Origin of the sequence: Allobosea sp. FBZP-16 (assembly GCF_002831785.1) — a bacterium.
Taxonomy (GTDB): domain Bacteria; phylum Pseudomonadota; class Alphaproteobacteria; order Rhizobiales; family Beijerinckiaceae; genus Allobosea; species Allobosea lupini.
The window spans coordinates 87,564-103,829 of record NZ_LNCQ01000059.1 but is presented as its reverse complement, the minus strand read 5'-3'; the positions used below and the strand labels follow the sequence as shown (position 1 = coordinate 103,829).

At 67.4% G+C, this 16,266-nt stretch carries 16 protein-coding genes; 6 read left to right on the top strand and 10 right to left on the bottom strand.

All coding sequences use genetic code 11. From position 1 onward, the window contains the following. Positions 1 to 44 precede the first annotated feature (44 nt). Positions 45 to 1,034 carry an NADPH:quinone reductase gene (locus CXY91_RS29120; RefSeq protein WP_100965444.1) on the bottom strand — a complete coding sequence of 330 codons (990 nt, stop codon included), beginning with the start codon at positions 1,032 to 1,034 and terminating at the stop codon, positions 45 to 47. Between the two features lie 89 nt (positions 1,035 to 1,123). Between CXY91_RS29120 and CXY91_RS29115 the strand changes: the two genes are divergently transcribed. Further along, entirely contained in the window at positions 1,124 to 1,561 is a 438-nt protein-coding gene (locus CXY91_RS29115; RefSeq protein ID WP_100965443.1) for a winged helix-turn-helix transcriptional regulator, read from the top strand. On the opposite strand, the gene CXY91_RS29110 is transcribed toward CXY91_RS29115, so the two are convergent. Beyond that, entirely contained in the window at positions 1,528 to 2,514 is a 987-nt protein-coding gene (locus CXY91_RS29110) for an MBL fold metallo-hydrolase (RefSeq protein WP_100965442.1), read from the bottom strand. The genes CXY91_RS29115 and CXY91_RS29110 overlap by 34 nt on opposite strands. A 189-nt stretch (positions 2,515 to 2,703) precedes the next feature. Here CXY91_RS29110 and CXY91_RS29105 point away from each other — a divergent pair, with 189 nt between their 5' ends. Both CXY91_RS29105 and CXY91_RS29100 read left to right on the top strand, forming a co-directional pair. Further along, positions 2,704 to 3,666: a LysR family transcriptional regulator gene (locus tag CXY91_RS29105; protein ID WP_248307678.1), complete on the top strand. Its 963-nt coding sequence runs from the start codon at positions 2,704 to 2,706 to the stop codon at positions 3,664 to 3,666. 73 nt (positions 3,667 to 3,739) lie between these two features. After that, complete coding sequence (locus CXY91_RS29100) at positions 3,740 to 4,864, top strand: zinc-dependent alcohol dehydrogenase family protein (RefSeq protein WP_091831415.1); 1,125 nt, start codon at positions 3,740 to 3,742, stop codon at positions 4,862 to 4,864. Positions 4,865 to 4,867: 3 nt separating this feature from the next. Here CXY91_RS29100 and CXY91_RS29095 read toward each other — a convergent pair whose 3' ends face one another. Then, complete coding sequence (locus tag CXY91_RS29095) at positions 4,868 to 6,061, bottom strand: MFS transporter (protein WP_100965440.1); 1,194 nt, start codon at positions 6,059 to 6,061, stop codon at positions 4,868 to 4,870. A 48-nt stretch (positions 6,062 to 6,109) separates the two neighbouring features. Here CXY91_RS29095 and CXY91_RS29090 point away from each other — a divergent pair, with 48 nt between their 5' ends. Continuing rightward, positions 6,110 to 6,664, top strand: coding sequence for an Lrp/AsnC family transcriptional regulator (locus CXY91_RS29090; protein WP_100965439.1), 555 nt, complete (start codon positions 6,110 to 6,112; stop codon positions 6,662 to 6,664). Between the two features lie 3 nt (positions 6,665 to 6,667). Here the strand turns inward: CXY91_RS29090 and CXY91_RS29085 are convergent, their stop codons facing one another. The 7 genes from CXY91_RS29085 to CXY91_RS29055 all read right to left on the bottom strand — a co-directional run bounded on the left by CXY91_RS29085 (position 6,668) and on the right by CXY91_RS29055 (position 13,731). Beyond that, positions 6,668 to 7,396, bottom strand: coding sequence for a class I SAM-dependent methyltransferase (locus CXY91_RS29085; protein WP_100965438.1), 729 nt, complete (start codon positions 7,394 to 7,396; stop codon positions 6,668 to 6,670). 106 nt (positions 7,397 to 7,502) lie between these two features. Next, on the bottom strand, positions 7,503 to 8,936 hold the full coding sequence (locus CXY91_RS29080) for an aldehyde dehydrogenase family protein (protein ID WP_100965437.1): 1,434 nt from the start codon (positions 8,934 to 8,936) through the stop codon (positions 7,503 to 7,505). A 38-nt stretch (positions 8,937 to 8,974) separates the two neighbouring features. Next, the gene (locus CXY91_RS29075) at positions 8,975 to 9,670 is read right to left on the bottom strand and encodes an ABC transporter ATP-binding protein (protein ID WP_100965436.1); all 696 of its coding nucleotides are present in this window, start codon (positions 9,668 to 9,670) and stop codon (positions 8,975 to 8,977) included. Between the two features lies 1 nt (position 9,671). Then, a complete protein-coding gene (locus CXY91_RS29070) occupies positions 9,672 to 10,421 on the bottom strand; it encodes an ABC transporter ATP-binding protein (protein WP_100965435.1) in 750 nt (249 codons plus the stop codon). Next, a complete protein-coding gene (locus CXY91_RS29065) occupies positions 10,418 to 11,368 on the bottom strand; it encodes a branched-chain amino acid ABC transporter permease (protein WP_100965434.1) in 951 nt (316 codons plus the stop codon). Before CXY91_RS29065 ends, CXY91_RS29070 begins: the two co-directional genes overlap by 4 nt. Further along, entirely contained in the window at positions 11,368 to 12,273 is a 906-nt protein-coding gene (locus tag CXY91_RS29060) for a branched-chain amino acid ABC transporter permease (protein WP_091831431.1), read from the bottom strand. The genes CXY91_RS29065 and CXY91_RS29060 overlap by 1 nt, the downstream gene beginning before the upstream one ends. Positions 12,274 to 12,435: 162 nt before the next feature. After that, a complete protein-coding gene (locus CXY91_RS29055) occupies positions 12,436 to 13,731 on the bottom strand; it encodes an ABC transporter substrate-binding protein (protein WP_100965433.1) in 1,296 nt (431 codons plus the stop codon). 225 nt (positions 13,732 to 13,956) lie between these two features. On the opposite strand from CXY91_RS29055, the gene CXY91_RS29050 reads away from it, so the two are divergent. Both CXY91_RS29050 and CXY91_RS29045 read left to right on the top strand, forming a co-directional pair. After that, a complete protein-coding gene (locus CXY91_RS29050; protein ID WP_100965515.1) occupies positions 13,957 to 15,099 on the top strand; it encodes a CaiB/BaiF CoA transferase family protein in 1,143 nt (380 codons plus the stop codon). Positions 15,100 to 15,106: 7 nt separating this feature from the next. Next, positions 15,107 to 16,264, top strand: a complete 1,158-nt coding sequence (locus tag CXY91_RS29045; protein WP_199777603.1) for an acyl-CoA dehydrogenase family protein — start codon at positions 15,107 to 15,109, stop codon at positions 16,262 to 16,264. Positions 16,265 to 16,266: the final 2 nt, after the last annotated feature.

The following is a 16,266-nucleotide window of genomic DNA, read 5'->3' as shown; positions in this document are numbered from 1 at the left end:
TTTTGAGCAGCGGGCGAGACGGCGTCGCGCCCGCTGCTCATCGACTAGCTGATGGTCACGACCTTGCCGACCGCGCGGCCGCTCTCGAGCAGTTCATGTGCCTGCGCGATCTCGTCGAGCGGGACGCGCGCGGCGATCTCGTGGCTGAGCCAGCCGCCTCGCAGCCCCTCCCCGATCGCAGCCGCGGCCTCATCATGCGCGGCCGCATCCATGACATAGACCAGCACGAAGCGGATCGCGGCATCGAGCTGAAGCAGCGGCCAGTAGGGCAGGACGGGCTCGGCAACCGCATCGGATGAATAGGTCGCGATCACGCCGCGCGGCGCCAGCACCTGCATGGTCAGGTCGAGATTGGCGCCGAAGGCGACCTCGACGACGCGGTCGACGCCACGCTCCTTGCCGGTGAACTCGCGAATGCGCGCCGCCAGATCGTCATTGTGGCGGTTGAGTACGAGATCGGCGCCCGCCGCCTTGGCGGAACGCGCCTGCTCCTCGCGGCTGACGGTCGCAATCACCCGCGCCCCGCTCTGCTTGGCGAACTGGATGGCGTAGCGGCCAACTGCGCCGGCCCCGCCAGTGACAAGCACGACCTTGCCGGCAACGGAGCCATCGGCGAGGACGCAGCGATGTGCCGTCATCGCGGGTACGCCGAGAGCGGCGCCTTCCTCGAACGTGACACTTGCCGGCAGCGGCTGGACCTGCCGCGCCGGCAACGCAACATACTCGGCCGCGCCGCCGAAGGGCCGGCCGAGCGCGGCTTCATAGAACCAGACCCGTTCGCCGATGCGGCTCTCCAGCTCGGGCGAGCCGGCTGCGACCACTTCCCCCGCGCCGTCCTGATGCGGGATGACCAGCGGAAATGGCATCTCACTGCGGCCGAGCCAGCCGGCGCGCGCCTTCCAATCGGACGGGTTGATGCCGCTGGCGCGGACCCTGATCAGCAATTCGCCCGGGCCGGCGACCGGCTGAGGCTGCTCGCCGACTTCAAGGACCTCGTTCGCCGGTCCCTTGCGCTGATACCATGCTGCCTTCACTGCCGTGCTTCCTTGCGTGGTTGCGGAAGCAGGCAAGTGTCGTCATAGCTCATCTGGCACAAGTACGTACAAAGAGAACATGTACTATCATGGATGTAAGTGTCATTGAGCCCATTCACGCCACAGGAACACGACCGCGCCGCGAGCCGGCGGCCCGCACGGGCTGCGGCGTCGAGGCGACGTTGTCGGTCATCGGCGGTGTCTGGAAGCCGGTGCTGCTGTTCCAGCTGCTGCGGGGCAAATTGCGCTTCAATGCGCTGTGCCGGCTGACGCCGCGCGCGACGCCGCGGATGATCACCCTGCAATTGCGCGAGCTGGAAGCGGACGGCGTGGTCCGCCGGATCGTCTATCCGGAAGTGCCGCCCAAGGTGGAATACGAGCTGACCGAATTCGGGCAATCGCTGGAGCCGGTGCTGCTCGCCATGCGCGCCTGGGGCCAGAGCTTCCAGGCGCGCATGGACGCTGCCGAGGCCGAGCCTGGGGGAGGATCAGCTCAGCCGCGCAGCATCTGCATCGCAGCGGGATAGTAGCGGAAGCCGTCACCGGCCTTGGCGAGGTTGCCGAAGCCCGGCCAGGCGAAGTGATAGGACATTACCGGCGTCTTCTGCTCGGCCAGCATGGTGAGCAGCTTCACCCGCGACTGCACCGACATCTTCGGGTCCCAGTCATAGGCGAACTCGACCCGCGGATTCTCGGTCAGGAGGATCGGGTGGTGGGTAAGATCGCCGAGGAAGACGAAGGACTTGCCCCCCGAGGAGACGTTGAAGATGGTATGGCCGGGGCTGTGGCCCGGCGCCGAGATCGCGGTGATACCCGGCAGGAACTCCTGCCCGTCCTTGAAGAAGACGATGCGGTCGCGCACCGGCCGCAAATTGGCGCGGGCATGGTCGCCGAAGGCCTTGAACGGCGTGCCGAGGCGGGCGTCGTCGAGCCAGTAATCATGGTCGACCTGGCTGATATAGATCTGCGCATTGGGGAAGTTCGGCTTGCCCTCGGCCGAACAGATGCCGCCGGTATGGTCGATATGGGCGTGGCTGCAGACGATCGCGTCGATCGAGGCCGGGTCGATTCCGGCCTCCTGCATGCTTTTCAGCAGCCGGCCGGTCGTCGGGCCGAAAGCCTTGGAGAAGCCCATGCCGGTATCGAACATCACCAGCCGGTCGCCGAAATTGACGATCGGGATGTTCTGCTCGAGCACGACATTGTCCTTGGCCAGGAAGTTCGTTTCGAGCAGGCCGTAGACCTGTTCCTTCGGCAGGCCGAGGAAGCTGGAGCCGGGATCGCCGAGCGGCAAGGGCCCGTCCGAAACCACAGTGACCTCGGCCTGGCCGAGCCCGAAGCGGTAGTAATAGGGCACCTGGCTGTTCGCGAGCGGGGCCTTGGCTAAGGCGCCGCCGGGCAAGGCCGCGCCGGCGGCGAGCGCGGCCGCACCGGACAGGAAGCCGCGGCGGCTGGTGGACGGGATGAACAGGTTCGACATGGCGTTCCTCCGCGTGGAAAGGGAGCGGCGTCGGGCGCCGTCTTCTTCGCCGGGCGGCCTTGCGTCGCGTCAGGCCTTGCCGGAAGGAAAGGATGCACGCCTGCGGAGTGGACGGCCAATAAGGCTTCGCTCTAGTCTGCATAAGCGAAAGCTCGCGCTCGCGGGCCAATGAAGGGGAACGGGACGACGATGGATCTGCGCCAGTTGCGCTATTTCACGGCCATCGTCGAACAGGGCTCGTTCTCCAAGGCAGCGCTCAAGCTCCGGGTGGCGCAGCCGGCGCTCAGCCAGCACCTGCGCCATATGGAAGACGAGCTCGGCGTCGCCCTGCTGCATCGCGGCACGCGCGGGGTGCAGCCGACCGAGGCGGCCGAGCGCCTGCTCGCCAAGGCACGCACCATCCTCGCCGAATTCGCCGAACTGCGCGACAGCGTGCGCGGCGAGCAGGCGGCGCCGGCCGGCGAGGTCAGGATCGGCCTGCCAGGCACGGTCAGCGAACAGTTCAGCGTGCCATTGATCGAGGCGACGCAGGAGCGTTTCCCGGATGTGCGCATCCGCGTCGCCGAGGCGATGAGCGGCTTCGTGCTCGACTGGCTGCGCAAGGGCGAGGTTGATCTCGCAGTGATCTACTCGACCTCGGATCCGAAGGGACTCGGCATCCATCATGTCCTGACTGAAGAGCTCTGCCTGTTCGGCGTGCCCGCCCTGACGGCGTTGAAGACGCCTGCCGGCAAGGCGGTGACGCTGACCGAGGCCGCCGGGCTCGACCTGATCCTGCCCGGGCCGGGCCACGGCCTGCGCGACCAGATCGACGAGGCGGCGGCCGGCATCAACGCCACCGTCCATGCCGCCGTCGAGATCGAATCCTATTCGCAGATCAAGCGCCTGGCCGAGCGCGGCCTCGGCTACAGCATCCTGCCGCGCATGGCGGTCAGGGCGCAGGAGAAGGCCGGCATCTTCCAGACCTGGCCGCTGGAAGAACCCTCGCTCTATCGCAAGGTCTACCTGGCATATTCGACCGAGCGGCCGATGACGGCCGCAGCCCGCGCCATCGGCCAGCTCTCCTGGGAGATCCTGCGCGGCCTCGTCGCCGACGAGCGCTGGACCGCGACGCTGGGCGACGAGACCGATCCGCCCGCCTTATACGGCTGATCGGGATTTCGTCTTTGACAGGCGGCGCGGCGAGCCGAACACTCGCCGGCAAATCAGCTCACGAGGATACGCCTTGAAGACTCGCGCCGCCGTGCTGCACGCCAGCCCCGTCACCGCGCCCTATGCGCAGTCGAAACCGCTTCGGATCGAGGAGGTCGAGCTCGCCCCGCCCGGCATGGGCGAGGTGCTGGTCAGGGTTCGGGCCGCGGGCCTCTGCCATTCCGACCTCTCGGTGATCGACGGCAACCGGCCGCGCCCGGTGCCGATGGTGCTCGGCCATGAGGCCGCCGGCGAGGTCGAGGAGGTCGGGCCAGGCGTCACCGACCTCAGGAAGGGCGACCGTGTCATCATGGTCTTTGTGCCATCCTGCGGCCATTGCGCGCCGTGCAGCGAGGGGCGCCCTGCCTTGTGCGAACCCGGCAACGCCGCCAACGGCGTCGGCGAGTTGATGGCGGGCGGGCGCCGGCTCTCGCAGAACGGCCAGCCGGTGCACCATCATGTCGGCGTCTCCGCCTTCGCCGAGCACACGGTGATGTCGCGCCATTCGCTGGTCAAGATCGAGGCCGACATTCCCCACGAGATCGCCGCGCTGTTCGGCTGCGCCGTGCTGACCGGAGTCGGTGCGGCCGTGAACACGGCGAAGGTCCGGGCCGGCGAGACGGCTGCGGTCGTCGGGCTCGGCGGTGTCGGCCTCTCCGCCCTGCTCGGCGCGGTCGCCTGCGGCGCCTCGCGCGTGATCGCCGTCGACCTCTCGGACGAGAAGCTGAAGATCGCCCGCGAGCTCGGCGCGACCGACACCTTCAATGCCGGCGCGCCCGATGTCGTCGAGGCGATCCGCGCCGCTACGAAGGGGGGCGTCGACCACGGTCTCGAAATGGCCGGCTCGGTGAAGGCGCTGGAGCTTGCCTACCAGATCACGCGGCGCGGCGGCACGACGACGACGGCCGGTCTCGCCAACCCCGCTCATACGATGTCATTGGCGCCGGTTCGGCTCGTCGGCGAAGAGCGGACGCTGAAGGGCTCCTATGTCGGCTCCTGCATTCCGGTGCGCGACATTCCCCGCTTCATCGACCTTTATCAGCGCGGCCGGCTGCCGGTCGACAAGCTCTGGACCAGCTCGAGCCCACTCGACGGCATCAACGAAGGCTTCGACGCCCTTAACGAAGGCCGGACGATCCGGCACGTCATCCAGATGTGAGCGTCAGGCGGCGGGCTGGTCGCTCACCGTCGCGGCGCGGGGCGCCAGCGCCGCGGCAAGTGCCGCAACCAGCATCAGCGCAACCGCGAGCCCTGCGAGCGCCGAGAAGCCGGCACTGGCATAGAGCGGCCCGAAGCCTGTCGTTCCGGCAAAGAGCGCGAGATAGGTGACGCCGCTATTGAGGCCCATGATCGCGCCGCGGCGGCCGGGATCGAGTGCCGCCAGCCGGAGGATCAGCACGTTCAGCGCGGCGTGATTGGCCATGCCCCAGCAGAAGACGACGGCGAGCAGTGCCGGATAGGAGGCGGAGGCAGCGGTCATCGCCAGATAGACAGCACCGACCACCGCAAAGAACAGCGGCAGCAATCGGGCGGGACCGAGCCGGTCGATCCAGCGGTCGAGGAAGGTCGTCGCCCCGAAGCCGAGGCCATAGCACAGTGCCAGCAGGCCACCGGCACTGACCGGCAGGCCGAGCCCGCGATGCAGATGGTCGCCGACATAGCCATAGACGCCGTAGAACGAGGCCATGAAGGCGGCGCAGGCGAGCAGCAGCGGCGCGATGCCGGGAACCCTCAGCGCCGAGAGCGGCGACTGCGCGGTGCGCCCGGTCGGGTTGCCGCCGGCTGTCAGCTTCGTTGTCCCGGCCATGGCGGCGAGCCCGGCGACCACCACGATGGCGTAGACCATGCGCCAGCCGAGGACATCGGCGATCACGGCCGAGAGCGAGACGCCGGCGACCATGCTCAGCGTCCAGCCGAACAGGACGATGCCGAGCGTGTCGCTCTCGCGGCCGGCGGGTGCTGCCAGCGCAGCGAGTGTGTAGATCGCCGGCAGCGCAAGGCCGGCGGCGAGCCCGGCCAGCAATTGCGCGCCGACGAAAGCCGGCAGGGCTGGTGCCGCCCCGCTCGCCGCGAGCGCCGCCAGGAAGGCAAGCAACGCGTAGCGCAGGACCCGGCCCGCGCCGAAGCGGTCGATCAGCCCGGCGAGCAGCAGAGCGCTCGCCGCGGTGCCGATGCCGAAGGCGGCCGAGGCCGTCATCACCGCCGGCACGCCGGAGGCGAAGCTCTCCGCCACGCGCGGGGCGATCGGCCCCAGCGCCAGCGAGTTGGCGCCGACGAGGCCGATGCACAGGCAGAGTGCATAGGCCGCGGCGGGGATGCGAGCAATGCCGGCTGCTGTTTGATTTTCATTCGTCATTTCGACAGAATGTCCGAATTTGATTCAGCTTCAATCGAGGATCAGCGAATGCTCGAAAAAACAGATGGCGTTCGGCGCAACCGCGGGTCCGAGCGCGAACTCGATGCGATGGACCGAAAGCTGTTAGGCGTCCTGGTCGAGGACGCGACGATCAGCTACGCCGATCTCGGCGAGCGTGTCGGCCTGTCGCCGCCGGCGGCGCATGAGCGGGTCAAGCGGTTGCGGCGCTGCGGCGCGATCAAGCGGGTTGCGGCGCTGATCGAGCCGGAGGCGACCGGCAAGACGCTGCTCGCCTTCGTCCATGTCGACACCACCGGCTGGGGCAAGACCACGACGCTATTGGCGATCGAGGCCCATCCCGAGGTCGAGGAGATCCATTCGGTCGCCGGCGACACCTGCATGATGCTGAAGGTGCGCACGCAGAGCACGCACGCGCTCGAGGGCCTGCTGGCGAAGATCTACGACGTGCCCGGCGTCACCGCGACGCGCAGTTATGTCGTGCTCTCGACCTACCTGGAACGGCCGGTCCAGCCTGGCATCACCGGCGAATGGCCGGGGCGGGTGAAGGCCCCTCGACTGCCGGCCCCAGCCGGCGCGGGCTGAGCCTCAGCCGAACATGGCGGAGGTGCTCGCCGGCTTGGCCGCGAATGGCACCTTGAGGTGGTGCATCCGCAGCGGCTGGTGCAGAACATAGCCGCCCTTGTCATGGTCCGACAGCGCCTCGAAGCGGGCGAGCAGCTTGCTGCGCGCCGCCTGCGCCCGCTCCTCGCGCGACGGATCGATCACGACGGCACGCTCCAGGAAGGCTTCGGCATCGGAAAACGTTTCGATACGGTCGTATTCGATCCGCCTGATCTCGTTGACGATGCCGCGGCGCCTCGCCCTGACAATCGCATCCTGTGCGGCCTGCCGGACCTCGGTCTCGTCCTCGATCAGCCGCAGCGCATCGAAGAACGATCCTTCCGACAGGGGTTCGATGACGATGACGCTGCCACCCCTGCCGACGACGCGGGCGGCCTCCTCCAGTGCCAGCAGCATGTCGGGGACAGGGATATGGTGCAGGCTGTTGAGGAAGATCGCGGCGTGCATGCTGGCATCGCCCCAGGGCACGAGCTGGGCACAGCCCTGCTTCAGCGTGGCCTTGGGCACAAGAGCCTGCGCGACCTCCAGCATCGCCTCGTCCGGATCGAGCCCGGCGACGCTGGCGCCTCGCTCGGCCAGCGCCTGCAGCAGATTGCCCCGACCGCAGCCGATATCGAGAATGCGCCGACCTTGCAGGGGCGCAAGTAATCCTCCCAGGATATCGACGGTATCGCCTGCCGGCAGCGTCCACATGGTCAATCAATGCTTGCGCCCGCAGCGGGGCGCAAGACCTGTTCTCGTACGATCCCAAGCTACTCCTTACGGGCGAACAACCTGGCCGCGATTCACCTGTTCCGCTTCACCCGTGCTTGTGGACGATCGTCTTCGCGACGGCGAACTCCTCCAGCGCCATGAAGCCTTTCTCGCGGCCATGGCCGCTCTTGCCGGTGCCACCGAAGGGCAGTTCGATGCCGCCGCCCGCACCATAGCCGTTGATGAAGACCTGCCCGGCGCGGACGCGCTTGGCGACACGCTGCTGGCGTCCGCCATTATTGGTCCAGACGCCGGCGACGAGGCCATAGGGGGTCGAGTTGGCGAGCTTCACCGCGTCCTCCTCGTCGTCGAAGGAGAAGGCGGCGAGCACGGGACCGAAGACCTCCTCCTGCTCCAGCCGGTTGCCGCGCGGCACCTGGCCGAACAGGGTCGGCGTCACATAGAAGCCGCCATTGGGCACGCCGTGCGCGATCGCACCCTCGGCGAGGACCGGAATGCCCTGCTCGCGGGCCTGATCCACGAAGCTCTGCACCCGGCCACGCTGCTTGGCGTTGATCACCGGGCCGCAATCGAGATCCATCTCGGGCGTGCCGGCGCGCAGCTTGGAGAACTGCCTGGCTACGGCGCCGACGAAATCGTCATAGATGGTCTTCTGGACCAGCACGCGGCTGCCGGCCGAGCAGGTCTGCCCGGTATTCTGGACGATCGCCTTGCAGACGATCGGCACGGCCGTATCGAAATCGGCGTCGTCGAAGACGATCTGGGGCGACTTGCCGCCGAGCTCGAGCGTGCAGGTGATGAAGTTGTCGGCGCAGGCCTTCTGGATGATCTGGCCGACCTGCGGCGAGCCGGTGAAGGAAATGAAGCCGACGCCGGGATTGCGGCAGAGCGCCTCGCCCGCCTCATGGCCGCGGCCGGTGACGATGTTGATGGCGCCGTCCGGGAAACCGACTTCCGTAGCGAGCTCGGCGAGGCGCAGCGCCGTCTGGCAGGCATCCTCGGCCGGCTTGAGCACCACCGCATTGCCCATTGCGAGCGAGGCGGTCAGCGAGCGGCCGAACATCTGCGCGGGATAGTTCCAGGGCAGGATGTGGCCGGTGACGCCATAGGGCTCGTGCACGACATTGACGCTGTAGCCGTTGAGGAACGGGATGATGTGGCCGTGCACCTTGTCGGCGGCGCCGCCATAGAACTCGAAATAACGGGCGGTCGCGTCGATGTCGGCCCGCGCCTGCGCCATCGGCTTGCCGGTGTCCTGCGCCTCGATCTTCGCCAGTTCGTCGAAATGGTCCTGGACCTTGAGGGCGAGCCTGGAGATCAGCCGGCCGCGCTCGGCCGCGGTCAACCTGCCCCAGGAGCCTTCATAGGCGGTGCGGGCAGCGCGCACCGCATCATCGATGTCCTCGGCAGTGCCGCAGGCAATGCGGGTGAATTCCTCGCCGGTCGCCGGAGCGAGCACCGCCATGGTCTCGCCGGTGCGGCCGGCGACATGCCGGCCGTTGATGAAGTGCTGGGTCATGATGGTCTCCGTATACGGCGATGCCGTCTCGTCTTGTCTCAATGCAGCCCGGCTGCGGCGAGCGAGCTTTCGGCCAACTGCGTTTCGCTGACCTCGCCGCGCTCGATCGCATAGGCCTTGGCCGCGAAGTTGCGCAGCAGACTGGGGTTGGATTCGGTGATCAGCAAGGCGATGTCGGGATGGCTGTCGCGCAGAGCGCGCAGGGCGGCGGCATAGCGGTTGGCCAGAACCGGGGCGAGCCCTTGGAAGGGCTCGTCCAGCAGGATGACGCGGCTGCCGATCATCAGCGCCCGGGCAAGAGCCGCCATCTTGCCCTGCCCGCCGGAGAGGCCCGCGGCCGGGCGCTGGCGCAGATCGGCGAGCTCGGGCAGCACCGCGTAAATTCGCTCCAACCTTCTTCCGATCTCGGCCTCCCCGAGCTTCATCACCTCGGCCGGCAGGCGGATGTTCTCCTCGATGGTGAAGGTCGAGAACAGCCGGCGATCCTCCGGCGCATAGCCGATGCCGAGGCGCGGCCGCTCATGCGCCTTCACGCTGTCGAGCGGCTTGCCATCGAAGCTGATCGCGCCGCCGGTCACCGTCATGAAGCCCATGATGGCGCGCAGCAGGCTGGTCTTGCCGGCGCCGTTGCGGCCGATGAGCGCGACGGTCGCACCCTCCTCCAGCGACAGCGAGGCCCGGCGCAGCACCTGCACGCCTTCGATCTCGGCGGAGAGCTCCCTGATCTCCAGCATCTCAGACCCCCACCCCGATCACGGTCTCACGCACGTCCGGATGGCTGAGGATCTCGTCCGGCGTGCCCTGATGGGCGATGCGCCCGCCGGTCCAGACCGCGACGCGATTGGCGTAGCGGGCGACCACATCCATGTCGTGCTCGACGAAGACCGCGGTGGTGGCGCGGGCGTCGAGCACGCGGGTCAGCGTGTCCATCACCTGGAACTTCTCGGTCGAGGACACCCCGCTGGTCGGCTCGTCCATGAAGATCAGCTTCGGTTCGAGCGCGAGCGCGACGGCGATGTCGATCAGCTTGCGCATGCCTTCGGGCAGTTCGCGGACAATTCGGTTGCCGGTCGCCTTCAGGCCGACCAGATCGAGCAGCGCCCACATCTCCTCGGCTTTGGGGTGGCGCTGCATGGCGAGGAAGGGCGACCAGGAGCCCTCGCGCGCCGAGAGCGCCAGCAGCAGGTTCTCGATCACGGTGTTGTCGAGGAAGAGCTGCGGGATCTGGAAGGAGCGGCCGATGCCGAGGCGGGTGATCGCCTGCGGCGAGAGGCGCGTCACATCCTGCCCATTGAAGACGACGCGGCCGGATTGCGGCTTGAGATAGCCGGTGCAGAGATTGATGAAGGTGGTCTTGCCGGCGCCGTTCGGGCCGATGATGGCGATGCGTTCGTTCGCCGTGACCGTGAGCGAGGCGCCGTTCGCGGCCTGCACGCCGCCGAAGCGCAGGTGGAGGTCATCCGCCTCGAGGATGACGCCGCTCATCGCCCGCCCTCCTCGCGCTGCGGCCTGCTCTTGCCGGCGACGATGCCGTAGAGGCCCGCCGGGGCGAAGAAGATGATGACTAGCAGCATGACGCCGAGGACGGCATGCCAGGTCTCGGGCGCATAGACCGCCGCATAGCCGCGGATGATCTGGAACATCAGCGCGCCGAGGAATGGCCCGGCGACGCCGCCGATGCCGCCCAGGATCGCGATGAAGACGAATTCCCCGGAGCGCACCCAATAGGCCAGCTCCGGCGTCACATGGCCGGAGACGAGCGCGATGATCGCGCCGCCCAGCCCCGCCAGCAGGCCGGAGAGCAGATAGGCGCCGTAGAGCACCTTGCGCGGGGAGACGCCGAGATATTCGAGCCGCGTCTCGTTCGACTTGATCGCCTCCAGCGCCTTGCCGCCGGGCGAAAGCAGATAACGCGCGACGAAGAGCGCCGCGAGGATGCAGAGCACGAGCGTGACATAGAAGGTCGCGAGCTCGAACTGCTCGCGGCCGAATTCGATTCCGGCGAAGGTCGGCCGCGGCACGCGCTTGCCGTCGGCGCCGCCGGTGATCGAGAACAGCTTCTCCAGCAGCGAGAAGAACACCATGGAGATGGCGAGGTTGAGCATGCCGAAGAAGATCGCTCGGTAGCGCACGATGAAGAGGCCGACGATGGCGGCGAGCAGGCCGGAGGCCGCCATGCCGACCGGGATCAGGATCAGCGCCTCATGGCCGACCTTGGCCGCCGCCAGGAAGGCGACGGCATAGGCGCTGAACGAGAAGAACAGGCCATGGCCGAAGGAGACCTGGCCGGCGCGCAGCAGCACCATGATGCCGAGCGCCGCAAGGCCCTCGCAGAGCGCCACGGTGAGGATCACCGTCGACCAGGGCGAGAACAGCGGGAAGACCGCGAGCGCCGCGATCAGCGCAAGGCCGAAGACGAGCTGGCGCGCCATCACACCTTCCTCGTCTGCACGGTCGAGAACAGGCCCTGCGGACGGACCAGCAGCACGAGCATCATGATGAGATAGGGGATCAGCACGTCGAACTCGGGAGCAAAATAGACGGCGGCCGAGCGCCCGAGCCCGATCAGCAGCGCCGCCACCGCCGCGCCCTCGATGCGGCCGAGCCCGGCCGTCGCGGCCACCGCGAAGGAGAGGACGAGCGTGCCGGCGCCGATGCCGGGGGTAAGCGAGGTCGTGGCCGAGGCGAGCGCGCCGCCGAGCGCCGCCAGCGAGGCGCCGATGATGAAGGTGATCAGGTAGACCCGCGCCGCGTCGATGCCCATCGCGGTCGCGGCTTCGCGATCCTGCGTCACCGCGACGATGGCGCGGCCGAAGCTGGTGCGGCGCAGGAAGAAGCGCAGACCCAGAAGCACCGCGAGCGCCACCAGCGGCATCAGGACGAGCTGGTAGGTGGTGTAGAAGATGCCGAAGACCTCGACCGTGCCGAGCCAGTTCATCGGCGCGTTGGCGAAATAGGGCTGGACGCCGAAGACGACCTTCTGCGCGTCCTCCAGGATCATGAAGACGGCGAAGGTGACGATCAGCTGCAGCACCTCCTCCTTGCCGTAGACGCGGCGCAGCAGGGCGATCTCGACGAGCCCGCCGACGAGGATGCCGACCAGCGCGGCCGCGAGCAGCAGCACCGGAAAGGCGAGCCAGGTCGGCAGCCCGGCCGCGCCGAGCGCGAGCACGCCGGCCGCCGCGACATAGGCGCCGATCGCATAGAACGAGCCATGGGCGACATTGACGATGCCGAGCACGCCGAAGATCAGCGACAGTCCGACCGCGACCAGAAAGATCAGCGAGCCGTAGGCCAGGCCGTCGAGCGCGGCGAGGAGGAGCATTTCAGGAGGCATGCGGTCCGTTCTTGAGATTTTTTGGACGGTTGCTTTCAGCACGTGTCGTCCCGGGCGACCGGAGGGAGACCCGGGACCCATGCCTGAACCGTTCCGGCATGGGCCCCAGATCAGCGCCGCTGACGCGGCTTGTCCGGGACGACCAGTGCGAGGAAAGCGACGTCACTTCGCGTAGTCGAAGGTCTCGATCGACTTGTCGGTGACGAGGTCCGGCTTCACCTTGGCGAACCAGTCGAGCGACTTCTCGCCGAGCGGCGTGGTCACCAGCTTGCCGGGATAGAGCGCCATCTTGTCGTAGACCGCGAAGGGATAGTCCGGCACGCGCTTGGTCGTGCCGAGCAGCTGGTCCTCGAGCCCCTGATGGTCCTGCCGGATGGTGACCGTGCCCGTCAGCGACTTGAACTCCAGTCCCTCGAAGGCGGCGATGACCTCTTCCTTGCTCGGCCATTTACCGCCGGCGCCGGCCTTCTCATAGGCCTTGGTCAACCCGGTCAGGGCCTGCTGCATGTGGAAGGTCGGGTAGATCGGATAGACGCCGGTCTTGTCCTTGTACGCCTTGACGAAGGACTGCATCTCCGGCGTGTCCTTGTGCTTGGGATGGCGCCAGTAATGGTCGCCGCGAGAGCCGACGATCACGCCCTCCGGCAGGACGGCGCCGAGCCGCTCCAGCGAGCTTTCGGCCAGCGGCAGTACGAAGGTCGACTGCTTCAGCAGGCCGCGCGCCGCCGCCTGCTGGACGAAAGTGTCGAGATCGCCACCCCAGGAGGTCGAGATCACGACGTCGGGCCGCAGCGCCGAGAGGCGGGTGATCTCGGTGGAGAAATCAGGCGCGCCGAACTTGGGGAAGAGCTCGGCGACGACCTTCACATCGGGCTTCAGAGCCTTGAGGCCGGCCTGCAGCAGCGCCCAGGATTCACGGCCCCAGGCATAGTCCTGGTTGACCACCGCGACGCTCTTGAAGTCGGGTTTGACCTTCATCAGGTAGAGCAAGGTCGCCATCATCTCGGCGCCGGCATGAGCCTGCGTGCGGACGGAGTATTTCCACTTGCCGTCCTCGAAGATGGTCTGCGTGCCGCAATCCCACATCACATTGACGACCTTGAGGTCCTCGGCGACCGGGGCGAGAGCGTTGCAGGAGCCGGACGAGATCGCGCCCAGCATCACCTGCGCGCCCTGCTCCTGCACGACGCGGCGATATTCGGAGAGGAGCTGGTTGGTGCCGGCGCCCTCGTCGACATAGACCGGCTTCAGGGGCACGCCGAGCACGCCGCCCTTGGCGTTGATCTCCGCGATCAGGAGGTCGGCAGCGTTGCGGCCGGGCACGCCGAAGACCGAGGCCGGCCCCGAGAGGAAGGTCGCGATGCCGACCACCAGTTCCTTCGGCTTGTCCTGTGCCAGAGCCGAGCCTGCGAACAGCGTGCCGGCCAGCGCGGCCAGCGCCAGTTTCATCGTCTTCATGAGCATCCTCCCAGAACCTCGCATGACATCGGGCGCTCTTGAGCGGCGCCTCGTCCGGCGAAAAAGGGCGCATAGAGCCAGCACTCGGACAAGAAGGATAAAGCGATGAAGGCCATAGGGTTTTTCTATGGAGCCGGGCGCTATGGCCGCCATCGCGAAACGCTATTTGACTTCATCGGGCCGACGACGATCTCTCGCGCGGAACGGAAGGCGCGCGACGGTCTGATGACGAATGCTCTCGATGGAATCCTGGTGGTGGCGCTGGAGCAGGCGGTGGCCGCTCCGCTGGCGAGCTGCCGGCTCGCCGATGCCGGGGCCCGCGTCATCAAGCTGGAGCGTGAGGAAGGCGATTTCTCGAGGGGCTATGACGACTATGCCGGAGGCCTGTCCTCCTATTTCGTCTGGATCAACCGTGGCAAGGAATCCTGCCGGGTCGACCTCAAGGATCCGAATGACCTCGCTTTGGTCGAAGCGATGCTGGCGGAGGCCGACGTCTTCATCCAGAACTTCGCGCCCGGCGCGACCGACCGGCTCGGGATCGGCAGCGAGGCGCTGCGCCAGCGCCATCCCAGGCTGATCACCTGCGACATCTCCGGCTATGCGCCCGGTACGCCGCACTACACCAAGAAGGCCTATGATCTCTTGATCCAGGCGGAAGCCGGCCTTGCCGCCGTGACCGGCAGCCCCGACTCCGGCCCGACGCGGATCGGTATCTCGATCGCCGACATCGCCACCGGCAATGCCGCCTATGCCGCGATCCTCGAAGCGCTGATCCGGCGCGGTCGCACCGGCGAAGGGTCGCGCATCCAGCTCTCGCTGTTCGACACCATCGCCGATTTGATGAACGTGCCCTATCTCACCCGGCGCTATGGCGGGATCGAACCGCCGCGGCTCGGTCTAGCCCACCCCTCGATCGCGCCCTATGGCGTGTTCCGCCTCGCCGATGCCGAGGTGCTGATCTCGATCCAGAGCGAGCGCGAATGGCAGATCCTGGCCCGCGACGTGCTCGGCAATGACGGCCTGCTCGACGACCCACGCTTTGCCGGCAATGTGCTGCGCGTGCGCAACCGCCCTGCCCTCGATGCCGCGATCCAGGCGACGCTCGCCACCCGAACCTATGCCGAGACGGCAGCAGGGCTCGATGCCGCCCGCATCGCTTATGGCACGGTCTCGACAATGGCCGACCTGATCGACCATCCGGCCGCGACCGCCCTGCCCGTCCCGACCCCGAACGGCCCGATCGAGGTGCTGGCGCCACCGGTGCTGGTCGACGGCGAGCGCGCCCTGATGCGGGCGCCACCTAGCCTCGGCGAACATGATGAAGCGTTACGCCGCGAGTTCATGGCGAAAGCGGCGCGATCGGCCTGAGATGAGCATGACCACAGCCAACGATCACACCGACATCCGCGAGGCGGTGGCAAGGCTCTGCGCCGACTTCCCCGGCGAGTACTGGCGCAAGCTCGACCGCGAGATGGCCTATCCCAGCGAGTTTGTGACGGCACTGACGCAGAGCGGCTTCCTCTCTGCGCTGATCCCGGAGGAGTATGGCGGGGCAGGACTCACGCTCTCGGCCGCGGCAGCGATCATGGAGGAGATCCAGCGCCAGGGCTGCAATGGCGGCGCCTGCCATGCGCAGATGTATGTGATGGGCACAGTGCTGCGCCATGGCAGCGCCGAGCAGAAGCAGCGCTATCTGCCAGCAATCGCCTCGGGCGAATTGCGCCTGCAGGCCTTCGGCGTCACCGAGCCAACCAGCGGCACCGACACCACCGCTTTGCGCACCACCGCCCGCCGCGAAGGCGACCACTACGTCGTCAATGGCCAGAAGATCTGGACCAGCCGGGCTGCGCAATCGGACCTGATGCTGCTGCTCGCCCGGACCACGCCGCGCGATCAGGTGCAAAAGCGTACTGACGGGCTCTCGGTCTTCATCCTCGACATGCGCGAAGCCTTGAGGGATGGCCTCACGATCCGGCCGATCCGCACGATGATGAACCACGCCACCACCGAGGTCTTCTTCGACAATGTGAAGGTGCCGGCGGCCAACCTCGTCGGCGAGGAAGGCAAGGGCTTCCGCTATATCCTCTCCGGGATGAACGCCGAGCGCATCCTGATCGCGGCCGAATGCGTCGGCGATGCCAAATGGTTCATCGACAAAGCTTCCAATTACGCGAAGGAGCGCCAGGTCTTCGGCCGGCCGATCGGCCAGAACCAGGGCATCCAGTTCCCGATTGCCAGGGCCTACGCCAATATGCGCGCGGCTGAACTGATGGTGCGCGAGGCGATCCGCCTCTACGAGGCCGGGGCCAATCCGGGCGCCGAGGCCAACATGGCCAAGATGCTGGCGGCGGACGCCTCCTTCGAAGCGGCGAACGCCTGCATCCAGACTCATGGCGGCTTCGGCTTTGCCGAGGAATACGACATCGAGCGCAAGTTCAGGGAGACGCGGCTCTACCAGGTCGCGCCGATCTCGACCAACCTGATCCTGTCCTATCTCGCCGAGCACGTTCTCGGCATGCCGAGAAGCTACTGAGC